The following is a 25129-nucleotide window of genomic DNA, read 5'->3' on the forward strand; positions in this document are numbered from 1 at the left end:
TGATGGCAGAGATTGCAGGGGCTGATGCGGTCCGCCCCTGTAAATCGTGATGTTTCGCCGGGCGTTGCGATGCGCGGCTGCGCCGGTCGCGATGTTCCAAGCCCTTGAAGCGTCGGGCGACAGGCCTGGTTTGGGTCCATTCTGGTTAGCCCCCGCATTCCATCAGAGTGGCGAAATGCGGCGACGTTACCGTCTTGGTTGCTGTCTACTCTGCCGATGAATGGCTCACCCGCGTCATCGCCCACCAACTGGCCGCGGCCATGATCCCGGCGGTGGACAGACACAGGGGCAGTCCGCCAAGCTGATAGCTGATCCCCGACAGCAGCGTGCCGATCAGGCGTCCCGCCGCGTTGGCCATGTAGTAGAAGCCCACATCGCGCGTGATCCGCTCGGCCTGACCGAATGCCAGTATCAGGTAGGAATGGACCGAGGAATTTATCGCGAAGACATAGCCGAAGCCCAGAAGCCCAAGAACCAGCAGCCCCGTCAGCCAGGGCGCGGGATCGCCGGCGACCAGCACCGCCAGGGCCAGCGCGAAGGGGATCGGCACCAGGCGTCCGGCCCACCGGATTGCATCGCGAGTCACCGCGTCCTCGGGGCGGTTCGACCCGCCGACGATGCGGGGCGCCGCTGCCTGCACCGCACCGTAGAGAATGATCCAGACGGCCATGAAGCCGCCAACCAGGAAAAAGGCCTCGCGCCGACCCTCGGCGGTGCCATCCGACAGGACCGCCTGGAAATAGATCGGGATGCCTACGACGAACCACACGTCCCGTGCGCCGAAAAGGAACATGCGCGCCAGCGACAGCCGGTTCACCCGCTGGTCCGTCGAACGCCAGCCGGACCAGCTGTCCGCCCCCTTCATCCGACCGGGCAGGCCCGGCGGCAGGAACAGCGCGACCGCCAGCAGAATGACGGCCAGGACGGCTGCCATCGCCCAGACCGCCGCCTGAAACCCCGCAAGTGCCAAAAGCGCCGCGCCAAGAAAGAAGCCAAGGCCCTTGATCGCGTTCTTGGACCCGGTCAGCGTCGCGACCCAGCGGAAAAGGCCGCCATCGGCCGGTGCCAGCACCTTCACCGCCGATTTCGACGACATCTTGGCCAGGTCCTTGGCGACCCCCGACGCGCCCTGCACCGCCATGACGAACATCACCGACGCGCCCACCGTCCAGCCCGGGTCCAGCTGCGCCAGCGCCGCCAGCGCCACGATCTGGATGCCCAGCCCCGCGTACAGCGTCGAGGCAAGCCCGAAGCGCGCGGCCAGCCATCCCGCCGTCAGGTTGGTCACGATCCCCGCGACCTCGTAGAGCAGGAACAGATAGGCCAGCTGCACCGGCGAGAAGCCGAGTCCGTTGAAATGCAGCAAGACAAGCATGCGCAGTGCGCCGTCCGACAGCATGAAGGCCCAGTAGGCTGCGGTTACGGCGGCATAGGCGCGAAGTCCATTCATGCCATCCGCTCCGCGACCATGCGGGCGATGTCGACCAGGCGGCAAGCGTAGCCCCATTCATTGTCGTACCAGGCGTAGATCTTCACCTGCGTGCCATTCACGACCATGGTCGATCCCGCATCCACGATTCCACTGCGCGGATCGTTGACATAATCGGTCGAGACGAGGGGCCGCGTCTCATAGCCGAGGATTCCCGCCAAAGGCCCTTCGGCGGCAGCTTGCAGCAGCGCGTTCACCTCGTCCGAGGTGGTCTCGCGCGCCACCTCGAAGACGCAATCGGTCAGCGAGGCATTCAACAAGGGGACCCGGATAGCGTGGCCGTTCAGGCGGCCCTTCAGCTCGGGATAGATCAGCGTGATCGCGGTCGCGCTGCCCGTGGTCGTGGGGATCAGGTTCGCAAGTGCCGATCTGGCGCGGCGCATATCCTTGGCCGGGCGGTCCACGATGGTCTGGGTGTTGGTCACATCATGGATCGTCGTGATCGAGCCGTGGCGGATTCCCAGGGCTTCGTGGATGACCTTGACCACCGGAGCCAGGCAATTTGTCGTGCAACTGGCCGCAGTCACGATGCGCTGGCTGCCATCGTAAAGGTCGTGGTTGACGCCATAGACCAGGTTCAGCGCGCCCCCGTCCTTGACCGGGGCGCTGACCACGACCTTGCGGACACCGGCGGCGAAATAGGGGGCGATCTTCGCCTCGGTCTTGAAGGTGCCGGTGGCGTCGATGACCAGATCGACGCCCTCCAGCGGCAGTGCCTCGATCGTGCGCGCGCGCATCAACGGGATGCGGTGCCCGTCCAGGATCAGTGCATCGCCATCGGCGCTGACGGGGACGGGCCAGCGGCCATGGACGCTGTCGAACTCCATCAGCAGGGCATGCTGTTCGGCATCCCCCGCCAGGTCGTTCAGCAGGACGATCTGTGCGCCCATGCCTTCGTCGATCAGGCGCCGCAGCGCCAGCTTGCCGATGCGGCCGAGGCCGTTGATGGCGATGCGCGTCATGGGTCAGTCCTTGGCGTCAGTGTCGATGGCATCGACGCGATTCTGCAGCGAGATACGGTCAAGGCTGGCCATCGGCAGGGCCACGAAGGCCTCGATCCGGCGGCGCAACGCACCATAGGTCTGGGCAAAGACCAGTGCCTTTTCGGCGTCGGTCCCCTGGGCCTTGACCGGGTCGGGCAGGCCCCAATGGCCGGTGATTGGCTGGCCGGGCCATGGCGGGCATTCCTCGGCCGCCGCCGTGTCGCAGACGGTAAAGACGAAATCCATGCGCGGCGCGTCCTCGGACTGGAATTCGGACAGGTGCTTGGACCGCATGCGGCTGACGTCGTGGCCGTTGCGTTCCAACACCTCCAGCGCAAAGGGATTCAGTTGGGTGCCGGGGCGGGTGCCCGCTGAATAGGCGGCAAAATGCGCGCCGCCCAGATCGCGCAAAAGCGCCTCGGCAAAGATCGAGCGGGCGGAATTGCCCGAGCAGATGAACAGGACATTGAATATCTCTGACATGGGTCTTTCCTTTGTGATGGGCGCAAGCAGGTCGGGCCGCGCCCGTCCCAGATCCAGCGCCAGATAGCCAAGCAATGCCTCGGTCCGGTCCAGATCGACCGAGTAAAGCAGGAACCGACCGTCGCGTCGCACCCGTGCCAGCCCGCAGCCCGTCAGGTCCGACAGGTGATGGGACAGCGTGTTCGGTTTCAGCCCCAGGGCCTGCGCGATCTCGGTCGGACGCACCCCGCGCGGGGCAAAGCGCATCAGCAGCCGAAAGACGGCAAGGCGGCCGGGATGGCCGAGGGTTGCAAAGGATTCGGCGGCACGATTCGTTTCCATAATTCCGGAATAAAGGAAATCATGATGCAGTCCAGTGAAGTTTTCATGACGCGGTGATGACCGCCCCGCCGCGCTCAGGTCGCCTGTGACAGGTTCACCCGCGCGATAAGATCTGCCGCGCTTTCCTTGCGTTCGGAATAACGGTCGGCCAGCCAGCCCGCCTTGCCGCGAGTCAGCAGGGTGAAGCGGATCAGTTCCTCCATCACGTCCACGATTCGGTCATACAGGGGAGAGGGGCGCATCCGCCCGGCCTCGTCGAATTCCTGGAAAGCCTTCGGAACCGAGGATTGGTTGGGGATGGTCAGCATCCGCATCCAGCGGCCCAGCACGCGCATCTGGTTGACGGCATTGAAGCTTTGCGACCCGCCCGAGACCTGCATCACGGCCAGGGTCTTGCCCTGCGTCGGGCGCACCGCGCCGTCGGACAAGGGGATCCAGTCGATCTGGGTTTTCATCAACCCGGTCATCGCTCCGTGCCGCTCGGGGCTGGACCAGAGCATCCCTTCGGACCAGGCGACCAGCTCGCGCAGTTCGCGCACCTTGGGGTGGCCAGCATCGGTGCCGTCATCGACCAAGGGCAGGCCCGAAGGATGAAAAAACCGCACCTCGGCCCCAAGATGGGTCAGGATCCGCCCCGCCTCCTCGGCCGCGAGGCGCGAGAAGCTGCGTTCGCGCAGCGAGCCATAGAGGATCAGGATGCGCGGCGGATGGCCGGGTTCCGTCGTTTCGGGCAGAACGAGGCCGCCGGGCATCAGGCCGCGGTCCAGCGCGGGCAGGTCGTCGGTCATCTTGTGGTCTCCGTCGGGAAACGGGCGCGGGTGCGGTTGGCAAAGGCGACCAGGGACAGCATGACCGGCACCTCGACCAGCACGCCGACCACCGTCGCCAACGCCGCACCCGAGTTCAGCCCGAAAAGGCTGATGGCGACGGCGACCGCCAGTTCGAAGAAATTCGACGTGCCGATCATCGCGCAGGGCGCCGCGATCCGGTGCGGCACGCGCATCAGCCAGGCCGCGCCGTAGCCGATGGCGAAGATCAGGTAGCTTTGGATCAGGATCGGCACCGCGATCAGAGCGATGATGACTGGTCGATCAAGGATCGTCTGCCCCTGCAGTCCGAACAGGATCGCCACCGTGGCGATCAGCCCGATCATGGACCAGGGTTTCACCTGCGCCGAAAATACCTTGATCCGGGCGGGGCTTCCAAGCGCGCGGCGCGTCAGCAACCCCGCCGCCAGCGGCAGCACGACATAGAGGACGGTCGCCAGCACCAGCGTCTGCCACGGCACCACGACCTCGGTCACGCCCAGAAGCAGCGCCACGATGGGCGCGAAGGCAACCACCATGATGATGTCGTTCACCGAGACCTGCACCAGCGTGTAGGTCGCGTCACCGCGGGTCAGCTGCGACCAGACGAAGACCATGGCCGTGCAGGGCGCTGCGCCTAGCAAAATCAGGCCGGCAATGTATTGTTGTGCATCCTGGGGCGCGATCCACGGGGCGAACACATGGTCGAAGAAAAGGACCGCCAGCAGCGCCATGGTGAAGGGCTTGATCAGCCAGTTGACGGTCAAGGTGATCAGCAGGCCCTTGGGCTGTCGCGCAACACCGGCCACGGCGCCGAAGTCGACATTGACCATCATCGGATAGACCATCGCCCAGATCAGCACGGCGACGACAAGGTTGATCGAAGCCACTTCGGCCATCGCGACGGCCTGAACCAACCCCGGCGCCAGAACGCCCAGGGCAAGCCCCGCGATCATGGCCAGCCCAACCCACAGGGTCAACCAGCGTTCGAAGGCGCCCAACGGACTGGCCGGGTGTCGTGTCATGTCACTCATCGTGGTTCGGCTTTCGGTCGTTTTGGTCCGGCTGAGGTCAGCATTCACAGGCGATCTGGTCCAGAACCGGCTGGCACAGTTCGGACCGCCCACCGCAGCAGTCTTCCAGCAGGAAGGCCAGCAGTGCTCGCATCGTCTCCATCCGGGCGAAGTAGCGGATCGAGCGCCCCTCGCGCGCGGATCGCACCAGACCCGCCGCGGACAGGATGTTGAGGTTGTTCGACAGGGTGTTCGGCCGAATGTCCAAAGTTGTCGCGATCTCGCCTGCGGCCAGACCCTCGGGACCGGCTTTTACAAGAAGGCGGAACACGTCCAGCCGCGTGTCTTGGGCAAGCGCTGACAGCGCGGTCAGTGTTTGAATGTTATCCATACTTCATGATACGTCGAAATTAAATGCGGTTCAAGTTGTCGGGCTTTCTCGCTGCAACCATCCCTTCCGGCATTCGCATCGCTGATCTCGTGGCAGCTATGCCGGTTCAAGTCAGTCCACAGAAACGGTCAGAACCTCCATACTTTGAAGGTGGATGACGCCAGGGCCATGTCTCGGTGCAATAGGATCGGCGTGCAAAGGTTCTTGCTACGCAGATCTTCCGGGGGATGAACCTTCACGAATGCGCGATCGCCGTAACGTGGTCGTGCCGGATCGAGACATGCACCTCTGAGTTCCGAAGCCACAGACCAGCGGGGAACAGCAACATGCTGAGACAGCGTCTATACATGATTTCGGCCGATAACTTATTCTTATGGCGATTGCTGATCCTCTTGGCGTTTGCAGTCGGATTGCCGGCCTACGCTCAGGATACCGCGTTGAGACAGGCTTGGCCGCAGACCGATTTCTCGCGCAGTGGAATTGACCTGTCCGAGGTGGTGTCGGGAGGACCGGCAAAGGACGGCATTCCCGCCCTGTCGCGTCCCGCTTTCCATTCGGCGGCCTCGGAAACCCGGTTGTCGGATCGGGAACCGGTCATGGCGGTGCATCTGGCGGGTCAGCCCGTGCGCGCGTATCCGATCCGCTATCTGATGTGGCACGAGATCGTGAATGATGAGATCGGCAATCAGCCGGTGTTGGTGACCTTCTGTCCGCTGTGCAACACAGGTATGGTCTTCGATCCGCGCGTTGAGGGACAGGTGCTTTCGTTCGGTGTGTCGGGGCTGCTGCGCCATTCGGACATGATCATGTTTGACCGCGCAACGGAAAGCTGGTGGCAGCAGGCACTGGGGCTTGCAATCGTCGGTCGGTTGGAAGGTCGAAGGCTGCGACAGCTTCCTGCGGTAATGATAAGCTGGCGCGCGTTCCGGCAGGCTCATCCGGATGGTTTGGTAATGGATCAGCCGAACTGGCGCCGGGCCTATGGCAGCAATCCCTATGCAAGATACGATACGGGTCGGCCGATGCTCTACTCTGGCGAAGACCCGCCTCATGGCATTCCCCCGCTGGAGCGGGTCGTGCGGGTGGGCGATCGAGCGTGGCCGCTGACGCGGCTGGCCCGCGCCGGCCGGATCGAGGAAGGCGGCGTGGTCCTGACTTGGCAGGCGGGGCAGGCATCGGCGCTGGACAGAAGTGAAATCTCGTCCGGGCGCGAGGTGGGCAACGTCCGCGTGCAGGACGCCGCCGGGCGCGACGTGGTGCATGACATCCCCTTCGCCTTCGCCTTTCACGCTTTTCACCCGGACGGGACGTGGATGCTGGGCCGCTGATCGCATCGGACCGACGGCCCTGCCGGTTCATGCCGTACCGCGGACCGGATAGTCGTTCTTCATGACGAAGCCCAATCCCTGCAGCAGATCGTCCAAGCGTGGCCGCCCGACCGGAGTATTCTGCAGGAACATCGCATAAATGCTGTCATCTGCTTTCAGGACGGCGATACCGGGTTCGGCAAAGCGGTCCGGCTCGGCGTCCTTGGCCTTGTCCGAAAGATACAGGCCCCAGTCGCGCGCCGACGCCTCGGTCAGGGCATGGCCGACGGTAAGTCCGCCCAGATCCCATTCCTTGACCTGCCGGGCAAAACGGTCACGATCGTCCATTGATACAGCCGCGACCGTCAATCCAGCGGCGCGCAATTCATCCTCGCTGCTCGCCAGCTCCTCGATCTGGGTCTTGCAGATGGGGCAGTGAACCCCGCGATAGAAAAAGACCACTCTCATGCCTCCGTCCGGCGCGGAGGGAAGGGTAAAGGCGGCGCCATCCGCCAATTTGGCATCAATGGCGGGGGCTGCGGTGGCGGGCATCGGGGTCGTGTGGGTCATGGTGAAACCTGTTCCTTTCTGCGAGCCGGGTTTTCCGGTCTGGTCGGCAGGGAACGAATTTAAGAACGAATAGTTTCAAAAAGACCCGAGCCAAGGATCACGACCATGCCCGCACGCCCCATTCTGGTGTTCGACGTCAATGAGACTCTTCTTGATCTGGATCACCTGCGTCCATTTTTCGACAAGATATTTGGCGACCCGACGGTCATGCGGGACTGGTTCGCGCAACTGATCCTCTACTCGCAAACCCTGACGATTTCCGGCCTTCGCAGCGATTTCGGCACATTGGCCGGGGCAGTCCTGCGCATGACCGGCGACATTCGGGGCATGATCATAACCGATGCCCATGCCGATGCCTTGCGGCAGGCGATCGGCACGATGCCCGCGCATCCGGACGCCGCCTATGCGCTGAATTATCTGCAGCAGCAGGGGTTCCGTATGGTGACGCTGACCAACTCACCTCCGTCCGAACGGCAGTCGCCGCTGCATCGGGCGGGATTGGCCGGATATTTCGAGGCAAGCTTCAGCGTCCAACCAACAGGTCGTTTCAAGCCCGCGCCGCAAACCTATCAGCTGGTCGCTGATGCGCTTGTCATCCCGCCGCGCGATCTGTGCCTCGTGGCGTGTCATGTCTGGGACACGATCGGGATGCAGGCCCTGGGTGGAAAGGGGGCGTTGGTCACTCATGGAGTGAACGCGCCGCTGATCCTTCCGGATGTACCGCAGCCGGATGTGGTGGCTACCGATCTTCGTGCGCTTGCGCATGCAATCGCCAAGCGATGGGCCAATGCCTGAGGCTTGCTTTCCTTTTCCCCGGTTTTTCCGATATTCAGAACTGACGTTTCGAAAAGCGAGAAGCCGATGCCCTCAACTCCTTCTACCTCCCGCCCGCGTGGCCGTCCGCGCGGGTTCGACGACGCTGCCGCGCTGGAAGCAGCAATGCGCGTGTTCTGGGCACGTGGATATGATCAAGCACCGATCGACCTGCTATGTCGCAAGATGAACATGCCGCGAACCAGCCTCTATCATCTGTTTGGTGACAAGGAAGGGCTGTTTCTGGCCACGATTTCGCACTACTCAGATACCCGACTTCGCCCCGTTGTCGAGGCGCTGGGGCCAAGGGGATCGCTTGCCGACGACCTGTCGGCGTTCTTCGATCAGGTCGTGCATCTGGCCAGCGGCGACAGTGCAACGCCGGGGTGCCTGATATCTTCTGTTCTGGCCGACGCGGCGGTTACGACCGCCACGTTCCAGGAGGAGCGTGACCGCCGCTTTGACGCACTGGAGGCGCGCATCACCATTCGGCTTGAGGCGGATGGATGGCCGAGAGAAGGGGACTGCCCCGCCTCTGTTGCGGCATCGTTGGTCGCAGCCGTGGCACGCGGCATCGTCCTGCGCGCGCGGTCCGGCCAGAAGCCGGAGATGTTGTCGCCTGTCGGCGCGGCTGCGGTGACGGCCGTGATGGCGCTGCGAAACGAATCACGCGGTCGTGAACCCGATTCCGGCGTCGCCTTGTAACAAACATGATCTGTTTGCAGACCTTATAGGTAGCGCTGCCCAAGGTCCGGCCCGGAACGACATGAAGGAATCGATGTGAAGAAACCCGTCTTGCTGATTGCCCTCGCGGGGCTGATCGTCGCTGCGCTGTGGCTGATTTCCGGTCAGGACATCGACCTGCAGTCCTTGCGCGACCGTCTGGCCGCGATCCGAGAGGTCCAGCAGAGCCGTCCATTCGTCGTCGCAGCCCTGTTTCTGGCGGTCTATGTCGCGGTGACCGCGCTGTCCCTGCCGATTGCCGTCTGGCTGACGCTGTCGGCAGGGGCGCTTTTCGGGTTCTGGACCGGTCTGCTGATCGTGTCGTTTGCCTCGGCTATCGGCGCGACGCTTGCGTTTCTGGCATCGCGCTATCTGCTGCGAGACTGGGTTCGGGCGCGGTTGGGCGCGCGGGCCGAGGGGATCGAGGCCGGACTGGCGCGCGACGGTGCCTTCTATCTGTTCTCGCTGCGGCTGATCCCGGTGGTGCCGTTCTTTGCGGTGAACCTGCTGATGGGGCTGACGCCGATCCGCGCATGGACATTCTTCTGGGTCAGCCAGGTTGGCATGCTTGCCGGCACGGCGGTCTATGTGAACGCCGGGACGCAACTCGCGGCCCTGGACAGCCTGTCCGGCATCGTCTCGCCCCCGCTGCTGGCGTCGTTTGCCCTGCTGGCGGGGTTTCCGTGGATCGCCCGTGCCGTTCTGGGCCTGTGGAAGCGCAGGCGCGTCTATGCCGGCTGGACGCGGCCCAAGCGGTTCGACCGCAATCTGGTGGTGATCGGCGCAGGCTCCGCAGGACTTGTCGCGGCCTATATCGGCGCGGCAACAAAGGCGAAGGTGACATTGATCGAGGCCAGCGAAATGGGGGGCGACTGCCTCAACTATGGCTGCGTGCCGTCCAAGGCGCTGATCCGCAGCGCGACCTTGGCGCACCAGATGCGCCAGGCAGGGCAATACGGCTTGACCGACATGGCCCCCGACATTCCGTTCCGGTCGGTGATGGATCGCATCCAGCGCATCATCGCCGACATCGCCCCGCATGACAGCGTCGAACGCTATACAGGGCTGGGCGTCGATGTCCGAAAGGGCCATGCCCGCCTGATCGATCCGTGGACGGTCGAGATTTCCGATGCGGCAGGTAACCGCCAGCGTCTGACCACGCGCGCGATCATCATCGCAACCGGCGCGCGCCCGTTCATCCCGCCGCTGCCGGGCCTTGAACTTGTCGACCCGCTGACCTCGGACGATCTTTGGACAAGGCTTCAGGGCCACGACCATGCACCGCGTCGTCTGGTGGTCCTGGGGGGCGGGCCCATCGGATGCGAACTGGCACAGGCTTTCGCGCGGATCGGCTCGGGCGTGACCCAGGTCGAAATGGCCCCCCGGCTGATGATGCGCGAAGACCCCGACGCCTCGGCACTGGTCACCGCCTCGACCCAAGCCGACGGGGTGTCGGTGCTGACCGGGCACAAGGCCATGGCATGCGGCGTGGACGAGACCGGCGAGAAGTGGATCGAGGTCGAGCATGACGGCACCGCCCGCCGCATTGCCTTCGACCAGATCATCGTGGCGGTGGGTCGCAGCGCGCGCCTGGAAGGGTTCGGTCTTGAAGAACTGGGCATCATCAGTGACCGGACGGTCGAAACGAATGACTATCTTGAAACGCGGTTTCCCAACATCCTGGCCGCAGGCGATGTCGCGGGACCGTTCCAGTTCACGCATACCGCGTCGCACCAGGCCTGGTTCGCCAGCGTCAACGCGCTGTTCGGCGCCTTCCGGAAGTTCAAGGCCGACTACCGGGTGATCCCATGGGCGACATTCACAGACCCCGAAGTGGCGCGTGTCGGACTGTCCGAGACCGAGGCGAAGGACAAGGGAATCCCTGTCGAGGTCACGCGCTATGATCTGGCTGAACTGGATCGTGCGATCACCGACGGTGCGGCGCATGGTTTTGTCAAGGTTCTGACCGCTCCGGACAAGGATCGTATCCTGGGGGTCACCATCGTCGGGGATCATGCCGGTGATCTGATCGCCGAGTTTGTCCTTGCCATGAAACACGGGCTGGGGCTGAACAAGTTGCTGGGCACCATCCACATCTATCCGACCTGGGCCGAAGCGAACAAGGCCGTCGCCGGCAACTGGCGACGGGCGCATGTGAACCCCCGCCTGCTGACAATCGTCGAACGGTTCCACGATTGGAGGCGCGGATGATCGACGCGCGACTGCAACCCCTGCAACACGCCGTCCTGCGCCCACCTGCGGTATTGCTGGCGGCGCGCGGCGTCACGGCCGATACACTCAGCGTCGCGGGTTTTGCGATCGGCCTGCTGGCGATACCGGCGCTGGCCTTTGGCTGGTGGTCGGCCGCGCTTGCCCTGATTGCCGCCAACCGGATCATGGACGGGCTGGACGGGGCCGTGGCGCGCATCCATGGACCGACCGACCGCGGCGCATTTCTGGACATCGCGCTGGATTTCGTCTTCTACGCACTGGTCCCCGTGGGCTTCGCGCTGCACGACCCGACCGAGAACGGGTTGCCCGCCGCGGTGCTGATCGCGGCCTTTGTCGGCACCGGATCATCCTTTCTGGCCTTCGCCGCGATCGCCGCCAAGCGCGGCGATCAGGCAACAGGCTTTCGCACGAAAGGCATCTATTATCTTGGCGGGCTGACCGAGGGATTCGAAACGATCATGCTGTTTCTGGCCATGTGCCTGTTTCCCGCATCCTTCCCGACGCTGGCGTGGATCTTTGCCGCAGCCTGCGGTGTGACCACCATCCTGCGCTGGCATCAGGGCTGGACCGCCTTCCACTGACTTCAATAGGACCGGAGACTTTGATGAACCCCATCCTGACCGCCGCCGCGCTGATGCTGAGCGTGACCCCCGTCCTGTCGCAGACATGGGAAGAGACGCTGGACGAGGCTCGGGGCCAGACCGTCTTCTTCCATGCCTGGGGCGGGGACCAGCGCACCAATGATTTCATTGCGTCGGTGGGCGACGAGGTTCTGGAGCGGCACGGGGTGACGCTGCAGCATGTCCGGATTGCCGATACCGCCGACGCCGTGGCGCGCGTTCTGGCCGAACGGGCCGCGGGGCGTGAGAAGACCGGCGGATCGGTCGATCTGATCTGGCTGAACGGGCCGAATTTCCTGGCCATGAAGGATCAGGGATTGCTGCACGGCCCGTTCGTGGCGAATCTGCCCAACGCGCAGTGGCTGGACCTGTCCGAGGGCTCGGCCAACACCGTCGATTTCACGGTCCCGGTCGAGGGGCTGGAAAGCCCGTGGCGACTGGCGAAGTTCGTCTTCAACTATGACAGTGCCCGCATTGCCGCGCCGCCCGCGGACATGGCGGGCTGGCTGGATTGGGCCGCGGCGCATCCCGGCCGCATCACCCATCCCGACCCAGCCAACTTCATGGGCGCGACCTTCCTGAAACAAGCGCTGATCGAGCTGGCACCCGACGATACCGATCTGTCTGTCCCGCCCACCGATGACAGCTTTGCAAAGGCGACCGTGCCCTTGTGGCACTGGTACGATGCGCTGCGCCCGAACCTGTGGCGCGATGGGCGGTCCTTCCCGGAAAACGAAAGCATCCAGCAGCAGCTGCTGAATGACGGAGAGATAGACATGACCATGTCCTTCGATCCGGCCTCTGCCGCAGCGGCAATCGCTGATGGACTGTTGCCCGAAACGGTGCGCGTGCATGTGCCCCAGGCGGGCAGCATCGGTAATGTCAGCTTCGTCGCAATTCCCGTCAACGCCGCGCACAAGGCCGGGGCAAAGGTCGTGGCTGATGCCCTGCTGGCGCCCGCCACGCAGGCACGAATGCAGAATATCGAAGTCTTGGGGTCGTTCTCGGTTCTGGATCCGGCGAAGCTGGATGCCACGGGTCAGGCCGCGTTCGCGGCCCTTCCGACCGCGCCCGCGTTGCCTGCGCTGTCGGATCTGGGGGCCGTTCTGGCGGAACCGCACCCCGATTGGATGACGCGGCTGACCGCAGCATGGCAAGACCGCTATACGCGGTGATCTCTCTGCGCGGGATCAGCGGCGCGGCGATCGCCATTGCGGTAATCTTGCCGGTGATGATCGGTGTGGTCCACAGCGCGCTGGCGGGCTTCGGGCACATGGCTTTGCTGGGTGCGCGGGGACCGGATCTTGACGCCTGGCGCACGCTGCTGGGACAACCGGGCCTCTGGCGCGCGGTTGCGGTGTCGTTGTGGACGGGGGTGGCCGCGACGATGATTTCCATGGGGCTGGCGTTCGGCGCGGTGGCGGCGTTGCAGGATCGGGTGTCATGGCTGCGGCGCGTTTTGGCACCGCTGCTGGCTGCCCCGCATGCTGCGCTGGCCATCGGGCTTGCTTTCGTGATCGCGCCATCGGGCTGGATCGCGCGGGGGCTGGCCGTGGGGCTGGGCTGGGATCGCCCGCCTGAACTGGCGACCGTGGGGGACCCGTGGGGGCTGGCGCTGATCCTGGGCCTGGTCCTGAAAGAGGTTCCGTTCCTGATCGTCATCCTGCTTGGTGCCTCGACACAGATCGCGATGCGCGAGCAGATGGCCGCGGGACGAGCCCTTGGATATGGACGTGCGGCGGTCTGGCTGTGGGTACTGGTGCCGCAACTGTGGCCGCTGATCCGGTTGCCGGTGATGGCCGTGCTGGCCTTTTCGATGTCGGTCGTGGACACGGCACTGATCCTGGGGCCGTCGAACCCGCCGACGCTGTCGGTCATGGTGGCGCGTCTGTTCGCCGACCCAGATTTGCGCGCGATGCTGCCCGCCTCGTCCGGCGCCCTGCTGCAATTGGGTCTGACCGCGATGGCCATGGGCCTGCTATGGGCGGGGGCTTCGGTTGCCGGCATCTTCGCGCGGGCTGCGATGCGCCGGGGGGTGCGGCTGCGCGGGCTTGACGCCTGGCTGGCGGTGCCCGCTCTCTTGCTGGCGGGGTTGCTGTTTCTTGTGGTGCTGTCGCTTGCGGTACTGGCGCTTTGGTCGGTCACGTTCACATGGCGCTGGCCCGATCCGTGGCCCCAGCGATTGTCGATGGCCGCCTGGCAGGGTCGAGCGGGATGGCTGTCCGCGGCGCAGACGGCTTTCTTCATCGCGCTGGCGTCAAGCGGGATCGCGCTGATCCTGGCGATCGGCTGGCTTGAGGGCGGCGACCGGGCTGGCCGGCATGGCCTGCGCGGCTGGATGCGCGCAGCGGTGGCGTTGCCCCTGCTGCTGCCTCAACTTTCGGTGCTGATCGGGCTGTCAGGCCTGTTGCTGCGCCTGGAAATGGCGCCGATGATCGCGGTCGTCTGGGGGCATGTCCTGTTCGTGTTTCCCTATGTGATGATCGCGCTTGCAGGGCCATGGGCCGCGCTGGACCCGCGCATGCAGCGCACCGCCGCAGCCCTTGGCGCAGGGCCGTGGCGCAGGCTGCTGAGGGTCAAGCTGCCTGTGCTGCTGGCGCCGCTGATGCTGGCTGCGGCCTTGGGATTCGCGGTATCGATCGCACAATACCTGCCGACCATGTTTCTGGGCGGCGGCAGGGTTGCCACCCTGACCACCGAGGCCGTTGCCCTGTCCTCCGGGTCCGACAGGCGGGTGGCCGCAGTTCACGCGACCCTGCAGGCGGGCCTGCCGTGGTTGGTTTATCTGGCGGCCCTGATATTGCCCGCTGTGATCCACCGCAACCGGCGCGCCCTGAAAGGAGAGGCAAGTTGAGCCTGAAGCTGAGCAGATTGTCGGTGCGGGCACCGGATGGTGCGACGCTGTTCGCGGGGTTGGATCTGACCGTCGTCGCGGGCGAGGTGGCCACGGTCACAGGCCCGTCCGGAGCGGGAAAATCGACGCTTCTGGACGCGATCGGAGGTCATCTGTCGCCGGGTTTTCACGTGACAGGGAGGGTTTTTCTGGACGGCCGCGACGTGACGGACCTGCCGGCCGAGGCGCGCGGCATCGGCGTCATGTTCCAGCAGGCGGTTCTGTTCCCGCATCTGTCGGTGGCCGACAACCTTGCGTTCGGCCTGTCGCCGGCCATCCGGGGCCGTCTTGCGCGGCGCATGGCGGTGGCAGAAGCGCTGGCGCAGGCCGGGCTGGACGGGATGGGCGCGCGCGACCCGGCCACGCTGTCGGGCGGGCAGCGCGCGCGGGCGGCGTTGATGCGCACCCTGCTGGCAGATCCCAAGGCAGTGCTGCTGGACGAACCGTTTTCAGCGCTTGATCCAGGGCGTCGCCACGACATCCGGGAATTTGTGCTGGCGACGATCCGCCGCAGCCGCATTCCGGCATTGCTGGTGACCCACGACCGGCAGGATGCAGACGCTGCGGGCGGGCCGGTGGTCGCGCTGACCTAGCCGAGGATCAGGTTCGACACACTGGCGCGCAGCTGACTGTCCGTGTCATCGCTGTCGGCCGAAACCGCCAGCCCGACCAGAAGTTCGGGTTCGGTGCCGAATGCCGCGGCATGATCGCTGGCCAGATCGACCTGCGCCCGACCCGTGCCGGTGCCTGCAGGCCGCAGCGCGATCGTGAAACCGCGGCCGCGCAGATAGGGGCTGGCAATCATCGCGCGTTCGCGATGACTGCCGCCCCAGACATATATCAGTGTGCGCGCCGAACGATTGGACAGCAGTCGCTGCGGAGACGTGTCCGGTGACAATCGGCCCGCCGCCTGTCGCGGCATGAACACGAAATAAACCGAGATGTTTCTGTCATCGCCGCCCTTGCGAGCCAGATCGGTGGGCGGCACGGTTTGCGTCACGCTCCAGTCCCACTGGGCCGTCCGTGCGCCGCGTGCCGCATCTGGCACCGCCCGGTAGATCAGCGAAGAACTGGCATCCCCCGCAATCGAAAGGGTTCCGCCCCCCAGCCCGTACCGGGTTGGCGAAAGGCGTGGAAAATTGACTGCACGCCATGCGTTGTCAAAGGCGATGCGCGTGGCCTGCTGGGCGTCGGCGACAGATGCGCCGCCGATTGCACACATGGCCGCTGCCGTGGCCAGAAATGAACGACGCTGCATGTTGGCTCTCCTGCTTGGCATGTCGATGCCGTCATCGTATCGGCGCGTGGCATTGCTGCACCAGCCACGGTATCGTGACGATGTAGCTGTCGCGGCGATTCCTCAAACGGCAACGCGCTGGACAACAGGATGACCCGTCCTGCAACTCTGACAGCCGTCGGGTTCGGCATTCGTGCGCCGGGCTGACGACAGCGGATCGTCGGCCCGGAATTGACATGAACGGAATTCCTGCGCCTGATGGGCCATGCGCCCGCGCCTATACCTTGCATTTCCGGCCTTTCTTGCGCTGCTGGTCGTCGCGCTGATGGCATGGAACGCACGAGGCGAGGAACCTCCGAAGCCCGTTGAAGGCGCCCTTCGGATCGTGACGATGAACACACATTACATTCTTCTTGATGCCCGGCATGACAGCCCCTGGTCGGTCGAGGGCTGGCATCGGCGCCGCGCGGCCATGGCACAGGTGCTGCAAGACCTGGACGCCGACCTGATCGCATTTCAGGAAATGGAGAGCTTTCGCCAGGGTGATGACGGTGCCGTCAACCTGGCCCGCGACGACCTGCAGGCCGCGATGCCGGATTTCTCGGTCGCTGCCAGCGGTGACTGGCGGCGATTTCCATCGACGCAACCGATCTTCTATCGAACGGACCGTCTGCAATTGCTTGATCAGGGGTGGTTCTTCTTCTCGGACACACCCGACGTGATCTATTCGCGGACCTTCAACGGATCCTATCCGGCCTTTGCATCCTGGGCCTGGTTTCAGGATCGCAGCACGGGAAAGCGGCTGCGCGTCGTGAATGTCCATTTCGACTTCCGCAGTGCGCGAAATCGCCTGCGATCGGCCAGACTGGTGGCCGCGCGCATCGCACCATGGCTGAAGGCGCAAGAGCATGTCATCCTGGCCGGTGATCTGAACGCCTTGGCGGGCAGCCGGACCGCCCGCATCCTGACGGACGCGGGACTGGTCCTGACGCCCGCTCGCGGGTCAAGCTTTCACTTCAACCGCGGCCTGAACCTGTTTGGCGCGATCGACCATATCTTGCATGACTGCGCCACTCGGCTGACTGATCGGCCTGTCGCGGTCCGGTCGCGGCCAGACGGGCAATGGCCATCGGACCACTATCCGGTGCTGGCCCAGATCCTTCCCGATGCGGCGCGTTGCGATCAGTTCTGAAGTTCGGACATGAAGCGCCGGTCGATCCTGTCCTTCCATCGCCACAGCCACGCCCCACGAAGGGTCAGCCCGCGCCATTCGGCCAAAGCGTTTCGGCCCCCCAGCGAGATGATCTTGAGATAATCTTGCTGCGGGTCATATCGGCGCATGGGCTTTCCGGATGCCGCGGCGACAAGGTTCGCGGCAAGAACCGGCGCCTGACGAACGGCAAAGACGCCCGCCTTGGGGCGCGGTGCATGCATCATCGCGGCACAGTCACCGACGGCAAACAGCGCCTCGTGCCCCTCGACCTGCAATGTCGGGGTCACGCGGACAAATCCCGCGCGGTCCACGGGAAGGGTCAGGCCCATCCAGCCATGCGCGCGTGCACCCGCGATGCCGATTGTCAGGCCAGAGGCGATGCGTGTGCCGTTCGACAGGACGACCGCGTCGCCCTGGACCGACGCAATCCGGGCTTCTGTCACGACGCGGATACCAGATCCATGCAGCGCCGCCGCCAGATATCTGCGCGCACGCAGCCCCAATGCCTGCGCGACGACGGATCCCGCCTCGATCACCGTGACCTGGCTTGCCCCGCGATGGCGCAGGGCAAGGGCTATTTCGGCACCCGCGACGCCGCCGCCGATGATGGCTGCGGGGATCGTCGCGGGCGTTTGCCGCAGCCGCGCGCCGAACCCGTCAAGCGGCTTGATGGGAATGGCGTGGTCGGAAAATCCCGGTATCTCTGGCATGGCGCCATGGTTGCCCACGTCCAGAGCCGCAAGGTCATAGGACATCCGCGTACCGTCCTGCAGGGTTGCCTTCCGGGCGATCGGGTCGATCCCGCAGATACGGCCCTGAACGAACGAAATCCCGTGCGATCGTGAAAAACGCGTGAGGTCCACACGCATCTCGTCGATTGAATAGTGACCGGCGACATATCCGGGGAACATCCCCGAATAATTTGCCTGCGCCGCTGCGTCGATCACGGTGATGCGGGCCCGCGGCAATTTCGCGCGCAAGAGACGCACCGCCAGCAGGTTCGCATGCCCTGCCCCCAGAAGCAGGATCCGGGGATCGTCATCGGATGTCATCTGTCATTCCTGCTCGGCATGAGTCTTGGCCGTCAAGACCGGATTTGACGGAAACGGCGCAGGATGGAAAGAACCCGTCGGGGAAAAGGTCCATTCGAATGCGCCGCCTAGTCACAACATGTCCTTTCGGCCTTGCTGCTGCCTGAGGGCAGCCTTGGATCGTACGGTCCGGCCCCTGCACGTGGTCACGGGACGCAGCAGCCTGCACAACTTCCCTATCTCCACCATCCCGCGTCAGGCGGTCGGCACCGTTCCCCCGTCGATGACGTATTCCGTGCCGGTGATCGTCGCGGCGCGGTCCGAGGCGAGGAAGGCGATCAGGTTGGCAATCTCGGCGGGCATTGACGGGCGGCCGATCGGGATGCCGCCCAGACTGTCCATGATGATCCGCCGTCCCCCGTCAAGATCGGTGCCGGCCTCGGCGGCCACGCGTTCGCTGAGCCGGACCGATGCCTCGGTCTCGATCCATCCCGGCGCCACGCGGACCACGCGCACGCCTTTCGGAGAGACCTCTTTCGACAGGCTCTTGCTGTACACCGACAGCGCAGCCTTGGCGGCAGCATAGGCGGTCGTCGCCTCGGGCAGCGGCAGAAGGCGCTGGATCGATGTGACGTGAACCACCACCCCCGCGCCTTGCGCGACCATGCCGGGCAGCAGTGCCCGATCCAGCCGCACCGCAGGAAGCAGGTTCAGGGCCAGTTCGGCCTGCCATTCCGTCTCGCCCAGTGCCGCGAAACCGCCACCGGGTGCCGATGATCCGCCCAGCATATGAACGATGATATCGACGCCGCCCATCCGGGCCCGCACGGCCGCAGCCACGGCGTCGCATCCTTCGGGCGTGGTCAGATCCGCGGCAACGAACATGTCGTCGGTCAGATCGCCCGGCTGCTTGCGGGCCGTCGTCATGACCTGCGCGCCCAGATCACGGAACAGCGCGACGGTGGCCGCGCCCGCGCCCTGCGTGCCGCCGGTGATCATCGCGCGCTTGCCCTTCAGTGTCACGAAATCAGGCATCAGCCGATCTCCAGATCAGAAATGCGGTCACCGTTCAGGCCGAAGGTAAAGGTCAGAACGGCCGGGCTGCCCGGAAAATCGCCGGTCACGTTTGCCTTGACCACGGTCTTTCCGCCGGTCTCGGTCGCGCTCAGCGGCTCGGCGTGGTGGCGATACTTCGCCTTGGCGGCAAGCCACCAGTCGCGGATCGCCTGCGGACCATGATGGTCGGCACCTTCGTCATGGACGATGGCATCGGGGGCGAATGCGGCGGCAAGGGCGTCGCGGTCCTGTGGCGCACGCGCGGTGAAATAGGTCTGGATGGGGCGGGGCAGTTGCATGAGACAATCCTTCCGATTCTGGTTCTGAACCAAGATATGGGGCTGGACGGTCGCATTGGTAATCAGGATAGAATGGCATCAAGCGATGACAGGATCGGGATAATGGAGAGCGGACTGAAAGGACTCGAGTCGGTTCTGGCCATCGCGCGGCGCGGGTCTTTCCGGGCGGCGGCGATCGACCTGGGCATCTCGACAACGGCGCTTTCGCATACTGTCAGACGGCTCGAGACCACCCTTGGCGTGCGGCTGTTCAACCGAACCACGCGCAGCGTGTCGTTGACCGATGCCGGGCGCGAATTCGTCGAACGCATCGGTCCGGCGGTGACAGAAATCCGGGGTGCGATGGATGGCGCGCGGTCGCAGCGCCGGACACCTTCGGGTCTGCTGCGGATCAACGCCTCGGTCCAGGCAGGACGGGAAATCGCGCCACTCGTGCTGGCCTTCCTGCGCCGCTTTCCCCAGATGCAGGTCGATCTGGTCACCGAGGGTCGGCTGGTCGACATCGTGGCCGAGGGATTCGACCTGGGTATTCGCCCCGCCGACCTGGTGCCGCGCGACATGATCGCCCTGTCGGTGGGCCGGCTTCAGCGATACGCCGTCGTGGCCTCGCCGGATTGGATCGACGCGCATCATCTGCCGCATACCCCGGCCGATCTGCCGTTGCAGGAATGCATTCGCGTGCGGCTGCCGAATGGTGCATTGTTCCGGTGGCCTTTCGAACGTGACGGTGAAACCGTGCAGATCGATGCCAAGGGACGACTGACGCTGGACGAGGCCGCGATTGCCCGCGCCGCGGTTCTTGACGACGCGGGCATCGGCTTTTTCATCGAGCAGGACGTAATCGACGAGATCGCAGCCGGTCGGCTGATCCGCCTGCTGGAGGATTGGACGCCGCCGCGTCCGGGCTTCAGCCTTTATTATCCCGGAAGGCGGAACCCCTCGGCGGGGTTCACCGCCTTCCTCGCGATGGCGCGCGACGTCGCGGCGCGCCGTTCCGGTCAGGCCCCCTCTCAGGCGCTTTGATAGGTGGTCTTCGTCACCGTGTAGAACTCGGCGGCATAGCGCCCCTGTTCGCGCGGGCCGAAGGATGACCCTTTGCGGCCGCCGAACGGCACATGGTAATCGACACCTGCGGTCGGCAGGTTGACCATGACCATTCCCGCCTCGACCTTGCGGCGGAATTGCGTGGCATGCTTGAGGCTACTCGTGCAGATCCCGGCGGAAAGCCCGAAATCGGTGTCGTTCGCGACGGCCAATGCCTCGTCGAAATCATCGACGCGGATCACCGTCGCACAGGGTCCGAAGATTTCCTCGCGGTTGATGCGGGCGTCGTTCTTCGTGCCAAGGAACAGGGCAGGGGCCTGATAGAAGCCGGGCGCGGACAGGTCCAGTCGTTCGCCACCGATCACCTCGGATGCCTCGCTGCGCGCCAGTTCGACATAGTCGAGATTCGAGGCCAGCTGACGTTCGTCCACAACGGGCCCGATCTGCGTGTCGCCCTGCAGCGCGTCGCCCACCCGCAGCGCGCGCATCTGCCGGGCAAGTTCCTGAACGAACGCGTCGTGGATGCCCGCCTGCACGATCAGTCGCGAAGACGCGGTGCAGCGCTGCCCGGTCGAGAAGAACGAGCCGTTCAGACAGGCCTGCACGGCTGTCGTCAGGTCGGCGTCGTCCATGACGACCATCGGGTTCTTGCCGCCCATTTCCAACTGCACCTTGCGACGCAGGCCGCCACAGGTCGCCGCGATCCGCGATCCGGTCGCGGCTGAGCCGGTGAAGGACACCGCATCGACGTCCGGATGCGACACCAGCGCGTCGCCGACCACCGATCCCGGCCCCATCACCATGCTGAAAACGCCGGGCGGGCAGCCGTGCTTGTGCAGCAGCTGCGCAATGACATGGGCACAGCCCGGCGTCAGCTCGGCCGGTTTCAGGACGACGCAGTTGCCATAGGCCAGCGCGGGCGCGATCTTCCAGGCGGGGATCGCGATGGGGAAGTTCCAGGGTGTGATCAGGGCGATCACCCCCACCGGTTCCCTGCTGACCTCGACATCTATTGCGGGCCGGACGGATTGTTGCGCATCGCCGGTCACCCGCAAGGCCTCGCCGGCGAAGAACTTGAAGACCTGCCCTGCGCGCGCGGTCTCTCCGATGGCTTCGGGCAGGGTTTTCCCCTCTTCGCGCGCAAGAAGGCGACCGATCTCGTCCTTGCGGGCCAACAACTCGGTGCCGACTGCGTCCAGAAGGTCGTGACGCGCTTGCGGGCCAGAGAAGGCCCAGGTCTGAAAGGCCGCGCGGGCGGCGCCGACGGCGCGATCCACTTCGTCGCGTCCGGCACAGGCATAGAGGCCGATGATGTCGCGTGTATCCGAAGGGTTCACATTCGGGCGGTTGTCATCGCCCCGCTGCCATTCGCCTGCGATCAGGTGGCCGTGGATGTCGCTGATGTCTTTCATGGAAATCTCCGTTTTCGCTCAGGCCGCAAGGACTTCGGATGTCAGGCGGTCCAGAATTCTTGCCTCGGCCGATCCGAGGCGGGTGAAGGGCGGCAGGACGTTCTGCCAGTCGGAATTGCCCGTGCGCCGGGCAACCAGATGCTTGACCGCGGGAATCAGCGGATGGGCGGAAACCGCCGAGCGCAGATCAGCCAGATGCCCGGCAAGATGCGTTTCGCCCGCCCAGACGCGCGCGCAGATCGGAGCCGTCAGGTTGGCGGTGGCCGAAATGTAGCCCGCAAATCCGGCCGCGCGGCCTTCGGCCAGACTGGTTTCAGAGCTGGGAAAAACCCGTAGGTTCCGCAGGCTGGTCGCCAGACGCCGGCAATAGTCAAGATCGCCCGAACTGTCCTTGATTCCGTCGAACCGGTGCGGGGCAAGGGCGTGAAGGTGTTCAATCACCGATGCAGAAATGACGAACCCGGTCATCTGCGGAAAATTGTAGAACCAGACGCGGATCGGCCGGTCGGCCAGCGCCGCATCAAGCGCCAGATACCAGGCGATCAATCCCTCGTCCGAAGGCGGAGTGTAGTAGTAGGGCGGCAGAACCAGCGCGACGGGATAGCCCAGATCGTCAGCGTGCCGCGTCAGCGCGATCGTTTCGGCAAGCGAAGGGGTGCCCGTCCCTACCATGAGGCGGCTGCGATCCAGCCCGTTCGCGGCCATGGCCATGATCTCGCGTCGGGTCGCGCTGTCGAAGGAATTGGCCTCGCCCGTCGATCCCAGGATGTTCACGCCGTCGCAGCCATTGGCAAGCGCCCATCGGGCGTGTTCCAGAAACGCGGCCTTTGACGGCCGGCCCTGCGCGGTGACCGGTGTCGGCACCGCCGCGATAATTCCGTGCATGATGTTTCCCTTCAGTTGTCTTGGGTGGCCAGGCTGGGCCGCGGAGGCAGGTCCGGGTGGTCACGGCGCGGTGCCATGTCACGCGACCATCCACCCGGTTCCTCGACCTCGCCCGTGGGTGTCTGGAAAACCTCGCGGTTGATCCGGGCGAAGATGGCGTTTTCAGCGTCCAACTCATCCTCGTAGCGGATCGCGTCGACCGGGCAGATGCTTTCGCACATGCCGCATTCGATGCATTCCGTCGGGTGGATGTAGAACATTCGCTCACCCTCGTAGATGCAGTCCACCGGGCACGAGGTCGTGCAGATCCCGTCCTTGACGTCGATGCATTGGCCCTGGATCACAAGCGTCATGGCATCCCCGCTATCTGCCGCGCCAGACGGGCGCGCGCTTTTCGCGGAAGGCCGCGACGCCTTCCAGAGAATCCTCGGATTGCAGCGCGGCGATCAGTGCCGGGCGACGCAGGTCACGTGCCTCGTGCGGGTCCAGATGGGCGGTCGCACGGATCGTGTCCTTGATCGCAGCCACGGAAAGGGGCGCGCAGGACAGGATGTCGGCGACCCAGGCATCCACCTCGGCGTCAAGCTGGTCGGGCGGGACGACCGCGTTGACCAGCCCCAGGCGCGCAGCCTCGTCGGCGGGCAGCATCCGCCCCGTCATCATCAGCCCTGCCGCGATGTTCCGCGGGATCAGCCGCTGCAGCGCGACCATGCCGCCATCCAGCGGCAGGCGGCCGACCTTGGCCTCGGGCAATCCAAAACGCGCGGTGCTGGAGGCGATCACGATGTCGGCACCAAGCACCATTTCGAACCCGCCGCCCAGGGCCAGGCCGTTGACCCGCGCGATGACCGGCACGGTCAGGCTTTGCCGCAGCGCGATGCCCCCGAACCCGTCGGGATTTGCCGCGGCCCAGTATTCCAGCCCGCTGAGACCGTTGCCGGCCTTCATGTCGGCGCCAGCGCTGAAGGCGCGGTCGCCCGCGCCGGTCAGGACCACGCAGCGGATGTCGTCGCTGGCCTCGACCAGCGCCCAGATGCGGCTCAGTTCGGCCTCGGTCGCCGCATCGACCGCGTTCATACGGTCGGGACGGTCGATCGTAACCCGCGCGACGTGATCCGTGACGTCGAAGCGAACGCTCATACCGCCTCCTTCCGCGCGACGGCGTCGAGGCCGAATTCGCGGATCACCTCGTCGGTGTGCTGTCCCAGCCGTGGCGGCGTGTGGCGCACCATCACCGGCGCCTCGCTGAGATGGACGGGCGATCCGACAAGCGTGATCTGGCCCAGGATGGGATGGTCGATATCGACAAGCATCCCGTTCGCAGCGGTCTGGTCATCAGCCAGGGCCTCACCCAGCGACCGGACCGGTGCGCACAACAGATCCTGCTGTTCCAGCCGCTCGATCCAGTGGGCGGTGGTGTTGGTGGCAAAGGCGTCGCGAAAGCGACCTTGCAGATACGGCTTGTTGGCGCGCTGCGCCGCCAGGTTGGGGTAATCGGGCGACAGATCCTCGATCTGCAGCGCGGCACAGATGTCGCGCAGCGGATGCGGCTTGAACGCGCCGACCACGACAACCGCGCCGTCGGTCGTGTCGAAGACGCCGGTCAGCGGCATGGCGGCCCAGTTCAGCACCTCGCGATGTTTGGACCATTGCGCTGCCTCCTGCATCTGCATGGCGATCATGGAATCATACAGCGAGACCCCGACTTTCTGGCCGCGCCCGGTCTTCTCGCGCGCCAGCAGTGCCGCGAGAATGCCCTGAACAAGGTGCATTCCGGCCGTATAGTCGCACAAGGTTGTCGGATAGATGGACTTGGGAACCGCGGGGTCCTGGGTCTTTTCCATGACCCCGGTCATCGCCTGCGCCAGCACGTCCTGCCCGCCCTTGTGCGCATAGGGACCAACTTCGCCGAAGCCGGTGCCCGAGGCGCAGATGATGCGCGGATTGATCTTCTTCAGCGTGTCATGATCAAAGCCCAGGCGCTTCATCACCCCGGCGCGGAAATTGTCCACGACCACGTCGGATTGCGCGACCAGATCGTAGATCATCTGGCGCCCCGTCTGGGACTTGGTGTTGATCTCGACGGATCGCTTGTTGCGGTTCAGCGAGGCGAAGACGGCGTTGTTCATCGCCTCTTCGCTTGGCTCGCCGAAGAAGTTGCGCGACAGATCGCCTTCGCCGGGGCGTTCGATCTTGATCACGTCCGCACCGAAATCGGCCAGCATCTGCGTGGCGCAGGGGCCCATCATCACCTGGGTGAAGTCAAGGACGCGAACGCCCTCGAGGGGAAGTGCCTGTTTGGTCATGA

At 64.9% G+C, this 25129-nt stretch carries 26 protein-coding genes; 10 read left to right on the plus strand and 16 right to left on the minus strand.

Going from position 1 to position 25129, the window contains the following annotated elements; genetic code table 11:
• Nucleotides 1-205: 205 nt before the first annotated feature.
• The 6 genes from arsJ to J7359_RS11160 all read right to left on the minus strand — a co-directional run bounded on the left by arsJ (nt 206) and on the right by J7359_RS11160 (nt 5486).
• A complete protein-coding gene (gene arsJ, locus J7359_RS11135; protein ID WP_209056719.1) occupies nt 206-1450 on the minus strand; it encodes an organoarsenical effux MFS transporter ArsJ in 1245 nt (414 codons plus the stop codon).
• A complete protein-coding gene (locus tag J7359_RS11140; RefSeq protein ID WP_209056720.1) occupies nt 1447-2451 on the minus strand; it encodes an ArsJ-associated glyceraldehyde-3-phosphate dehydrogenase in 1005 nt (334 codons plus the stop codon). The genes arsJ and J7359_RS11140 overlap by 4 nt, the downstream gene beginning before the upstream one ends.
• A 3-nt stretch (nt 2452-2454) precedes the next feature.
• Nucleotides 2455-3276 carry a metalloregulator ArsR/SmtB family transcription factor gene (locus J7359_RS11145; protein ID WP_209056721.1) on the minus strand — a complete coding sequence of 274 codons (822 nt, stop codon included), beginning with the start codon at nt 3274-3276 and terminating at the stop codon, nt 2455-2457.
• A gap of 74 nt (nt 3277-3350) precedes the next feature.
• On the minus strand, nt 3351-4064 hold the full coding sequence (gene arsH / locus J7359_RS11150) for an arsenical resistance protein ArsH (RefSeq protein ID WP_209056722.1): 714 nt from the start codon (nt 4062-4064) through the stop codon (nt 3351-3353).
• Nucleotides 4061-5116, minus strand: coding sequence for an ACR3 family arsenite efflux transporter (gene arsB / locus J7359_RS11155; RefSeq protein WP_209056723.1), 1056 nt, complete (start codon nt 5114-5116; stop codon nt 4061-4063). The genes arsH and arsB overlap by 4 nt, the downstream gene beginning before the upstream one ends.
• 37 nt (nt 5117-5153) lie before the next feature.
• Complete coding sequence (locus J7359_RS11160; RefSeq protein WP_209056724.1) at nt 5154-5486, minus strand: helix-turn-helix domain-containing protein; 333 nt, start codon at nt 5484-5486, stop codon at nt 5154-5156.
• 437 nt (nt 5487-5923) lie between these two features.
• On the opposite strand from J7359_RS11160, the gene J7359_RS11165 reads away from it, so the two are divergent.
• On the plus strand, nt 5924-6814 hold the full coding sequence (locus tag J7359_RS11165; protein ID WP_247740341.1) for a DUF3179 domain-containing protein: 891 nt from the start codon (nt 5924-5926) through the stop codon (nt 6812-6814).
• A gap of 27 nt (nt 6815-6841) precedes the next feature.
• Here the strand turns inward: J7359_RS11165 and J7359_RS11170 are convergent, their stop codons facing one another.
• A complete protein-coding gene (locus tag J7359_RS11170; RefSeq protein WP_209056725.1) occupies nt 6842-7363 on the minus strand; it encodes a redoxin domain-containing protein in 522 nt (173 codons plus the stop codon).
• 105 nt (nt 7364-7468) lie between these two features.
• Between J7359_RS11170 and J7359_RS11175 the strand changes: the two genes are divergently transcribed.
• The 7 genes from J7359_RS11175 (at nt 7469) to J7359_RS19945 (ending at nt 15237) form a co-directional block, all read left to right on the plus strand.
• Nucleotides 7469-8158 (plus strand): haloacid dehalogenase type II, encoded by a 690-nt coding sequence (locus J7359_RS11175; RefSeq protein ID WP_209056726.1) that lies wholly within the window; start codon nt 7469-7471, stop codon nt 8156-8158.
• A 144-nt stretch (nt 8159-8302) separates the two neighbouring features.
• Complete coding sequence (locus J7359_RS11180; protein WP_209056727.1) at nt 8303-8881, plus strand: TetR/AcrR family transcriptional regulator; 579 nt, start codon at nt 8303-8305, stop codon at nt 8879-8881.
• Between the two features lie 75 nt (nt 8882-8956).
• Nucleotides 8957-11110: a bifunctional TVP38/TMEM64 family protein/FAD-dependent oxidoreductase gene (locus J7359_RS11185; RefSeq protein WP_209056728.1), complete on the plus strand. Its 2154-nt coding sequence runs from the start codon at nt 8957-8959 to the stop codon at nt 11108-11110.
• On the plus strand, nt 11107-11712 hold the full coding sequence (locus tag J7359_RS11190; RefSeq protein ID WP_209056729.1) for a CDP-alcohol phosphatidyltransferase family protein: 606 nt from the start codon (nt 11107-11109) through the stop codon (nt 11710-11712). The genes J7359_RS11185 and J7359_RS11190 overlap by 4 nt, the downstream gene beginning before the upstream one ends.
• A gap of 23 nt (nt 11713-11735) precedes the next feature.
• Entirely contained in the window at nt 11736-12926 is a 1191-nt protein-coding gene (locus J7359_RS11195; protein ID WP_247740342.1) for an ABC transporter substrate-binding protein, read from the plus strand.
• Nucleotides 12902-14605, plus strand: coding sequence for an ABC transporter permease (locus J7359_RS19940; protein WP_247740343.1), 1704 nt, complete (start codon nt 12902-12904; stop codon nt 14603-14605). Before J7359_RS11195 ends, J7359_RS19940 begins: the two co-directional genes overlap by 25 nt.
• Before the next feature lie 2 nt (nt 14606-14607).
• Nucleotides 14608-15237, plus strand: a complete 630-nt coding sequence (locus J7359_RS19945) for an ATP-binding cassette domain-containing protein (RefSeq protein ID WP_247740354.1) — start codon at nt 14608-14610, stop codon at nt 15235-15237.
• On the opposite strand, the gene J7359_RS11205 is transcribed toward J7359_RS19945, so the two are convergent.
• Nucleotides 15234-15902, minus strand: a complete 669-nt coding sequence (locus J7359_RS11205; RefSeq protein WP_247740344.1) for a DUF3047 domain-containing protein — start codon at nt 15900-15902, stop codon at nt 15234-15236. The genes J7359_RS19945 and J7359_RS11205 overlap by 4 nt on opposite strands.
• A 244-nt stretch (nt 15903-16146) precedes the next feature.
• Here J7359_RS11205 and J7359_RS11210 point away from each other — a divergent pair, with 244 nt between their 5' ends.
• Nucleotides 16147-17073 (plus strand): endonuclease/exonuclease/phosphatase family protein, encoded by a 927-nt coding sequence (locus J7359_RS11210; protein WP_209056732.1) that lies wholly within the window; start codon nt 16147-16149, stop codon nt 17071-17073.
• Here the strand turns inward: J7359_RS11210 and J7359_RS11215 are convergent.
• From J7359_RS11215 to J7359_RS11225, 3 genes are all read right to left on the minus strand, one after another.
• Entirely contained in the window at nt 17064-18146 is a 1083-nt protein-coding gene (locus tag J7359_RS11215; protein ID WP_209056733.1) for an FAD-dependent oxidoreductase, read from the minus strand. The two genes, J7359_RS11210 and J7359_RS11215, sit on opposite strands and share 10 nt — an antisense overlap.
• Before the next feature lie 234 nt (nt 18147-18380).
• Nucleotides 18381-19160, minus strand: a complete 780-nt coding sequence (locus J7359_RS11220) for an SDR family oxidoreductase (protein ID WP_209056734.1) — start codon at nt 19158-19160, stop codon at nt 18381-18383.
• Nucleotides 19160-19480, minus strand: a complete 321-nt coding sequence (locus J7359_RS11225; RefSeq protein ID WP_209056735.1) for a nuclear transport factor 2 family protein — start codon at nt 19478-19480, stop codon at nt 19160-19162. The genes J7359_RS11220 and J7359_RS11225 overlap by 1 nt, the downstream gene beginning before the upstream one ends.
• Before the next feature lie 102 nt (nt 19481-19582).
• Between J7359_RS11225 and J7359_RS11230 the strand changes: the two genes are divergently transcribed.
• On the plus strand, nt 19583-20503 hold the full coding sequence (locus tag J7359_RS11230; protein ID WP_209056736.1) for a LysR family transcriptional regulator: 921 nt from the start codon (nt 19583-19585) through the stop codon (nt 20501-20503).
• Here the strand turns inward: J7359_RS11230 and J7359_RS11235 are convergent.
• From J7359_RS11235 to J7359_RS11255, 5 genes are read right to left on the minus strand one after another with little or no spacing between them, the layout of a single operon-like run.
• Entirely contained in the window at nt 20491-21936 is a 1446-nt protein-coding gene (locus tag J7359_RS11235) for an aldehyde dehydrogenase family protein (RefSeq protein ID WP_209056737.1), read from the minus strand. The two genes, J7359_RS11230 and J7359_RS11235, sit on opposite strands and share 13 nt — an antisense overlap.
• An 18-nt stretch (nt 21937-21954) precedes the next feature.
• Nucleotides 21955-22821, minus strand: a complete 867-nt coding sequence (locus J7359_RS11240; protein ID WP_209056738.1) for a dihydrodipicolinate synthase family protein — start codon at nt 22819-22821, stop codon at nt 21955-21957.
• Nucleotides 22822-22832: 11 nt separating this feature from the next.
• Nucleotides 22833-23174, minus strand: coding sequence for a ferredoxin family protein (locus J7359_RS11245; RefSeq protein ID WP_209056739.1), 342 nt, complete (start codon nt 23172-23174; stop codon nt 22833-22835).
• Between the two features lie 10 nt (nt 23175-23184).
• Nucleotides 23185-23961: an enoyl-CoA hydratase-related protein gene (locus J7359_RS11250; protein ID WP_209056740.1), complete on the minus strand. Its 777-nt coding sequence runs from the start codon at nt 23959-23961 to the stop codon at nt 23185-23187.
• Nucleotides 23958-25127 (minus strand): CoA transferase, encoded by a 1170-nt coding sequence (locus J7359_RS11255; protein WP_209056741.1) that lies wholly within the window; start codon nt 25125-25127, stop codon nt 23958-23960. The genes J7359_RS11250 and J7359_RS11255 overlap by 4 nt, the downstream gene beginning before the upstream one ends.
• Nucleotides 25128-25129 lie beyond the last annotated feature (2 nt).

The sequence above is a fragment of the Paracoccus sp. R12_2 genome (genome assembly GCF_017744015.1).
In the GTDB taxonomy this organism is placed as follows: Bacteria; Pseudomonadota; Alphaproteobacteria; order Rhodobacterales; family Rhodobacteraceae; genus Paracoccus.

Coding starts and splice junctions, on each gene's coding strand:
- arsJ (WP_209056719.1), bottom strand. CDS start 1,450: ATGAATGGACTTCGCGCCTATGCCGCCGTAACCGCAGCCTACTGGGCC.
- J7359_RS11140 (WP_209056720.1), bottom strand. CDS start 2,451: ATGACGCGCATCGCCATCAACGGCCTCGGCCGCATCGGCAAGCTGGCG.
- J7359_RS11145 (WP_209056721.1), bottom strand. CDS start 3,276: ATGGAAACGAATCGTGCCGCCGAATCCTTTGCAACCCTCGGCCATCCC.
- arsH (WP_209056722.1), bottom strand. CDS start 4,064: ATGACCGACGACCTGCCCGCGCTGGACCGCGGCCTGATGCCCGGCGGC.
- arsB (WP_209056723.1), bottom strand. CDS start 5,116: ATGAGTGACATGACACGACACCCGGCCAGTCCGTTGGGCGCCTTCGAA.
- J7359_RS11160 (WP_209056724.1), bottom strand. CDS start 5,486: ATGGATAACATTCAAACACTGACCGCGCTGTCAGCGCTTGCCCAAGAC.
- J7359_RS11170 (WP_209056725.1), bottom strand. CDS start 7,363: ATGACCCACACGACCCCGATGCCCGCCACCGCAGCCCCCGCCATTGAT.
- J7359_RS11175 (WP_209056726.1), top strand. CDS start 7,469: ATGCCCGCACGCCCCATTCTGGTGTTCGACGTCAATGAGACTCTTCTT.
- J7359_RS11180 (WP_209056727.1), top strand. CDS start 8,303: ATGCGCGTGTTCTGGGCACGTGGATATGATCAAGCACCGATCGACCTG.
- J7359_RS11190 (WP_209056729.1), top strand. CDS start 11,107: ATGATCGACGCGCGACTGCAACCCCTGCAACACGCCGTCCTGCGCCCA.
- J7359_RS11195 (WP_247740342.1), top strand. CDS start 11,736: ATGAACCCCATCCTGACCGCCGCCGCGCTGATGCTGAGCGTGACCCCC.
- J7359_RS19940 (WP_247740343.1), top strand. CDS start 12,902: ATGGCAAGACCGCTATACGCGGTGATCTCTCTGCGCGGGATCAGCGGC.
- J7359_RS11205 (WP_247740344.1), bottom strand. CDS start 15,902: ATGCAGCGTCGTTCATTTCTGGCCACGGCAGCGGCCATGTGTGCAATC.
- J7359_RS11210 (WP_209056732.1), top strand. CDS start 16,147: ATGCGCCCGCGCCTATACCTTGCATTTCCGGCCTTTCTTGCGCTGCTG.
- J7359_RS11215 (WP_209056733.1), bottom strand. CDS start 18,146: ATGACATCCGATGACGATCCCCGGATCCTGCTTCTGGGGGCAGGGCAT.
- J7359_RS11220 (WP_209056734.1), bottom strand. CDS start 19,160: ATGCCTGATTTCGTGACACTGAAGGGCAAGCGCGCGATGATCACCGGC.
- J7359_RS11225 (WP_209056735.1), bottom strand. CDS start 19,480: ATGCAACTGCCCCGCCCCATCCAGACCTATTTCACCGCGCGTGCGCCA.
- J7359_RS11230 (WP_209056736.1), top strand. CDS start 19,583: ATGGAGAGCGGACTGAAAGGACTCGAGTCGGTTCTGGCCATCGCGCGG.
- J7359_RS11235 (WP_209056737.1), bottom strand. CDS start 21,936: ATGAAAGACATCAGCGACATCCACGGCCACCTGATCGCAGGCGAATGG.
- J7359_RS11240 (WP_209056738.1), bottom strand. CDS start 22,821: ATGCACGGAATTATCGCGGCGGTGCCGACACCGGTCACCGCGCAGGGC.
- J7359_RS11245 (WP_209056739.1), bottom strand. CDS start 23,174: ATGACGCTTGTGATCCAGGGCCAATGCATCGACGTCAAGGACGGGATC.
- J7359_RS11250 (WP_209056740.1), bottom strand. CDS start 23,961: ATGAGCGTTCGCTTCGACGTCACGGATCACGTCGCGCGGGTTACGATC.
- J7359_RS11255 (WP_209056741.1), bottom strand. CDS start 25,127: ATGACCAAACAGGCACTTCCCCTCGAGGGCGTTCGCGTCCTTGACTTC.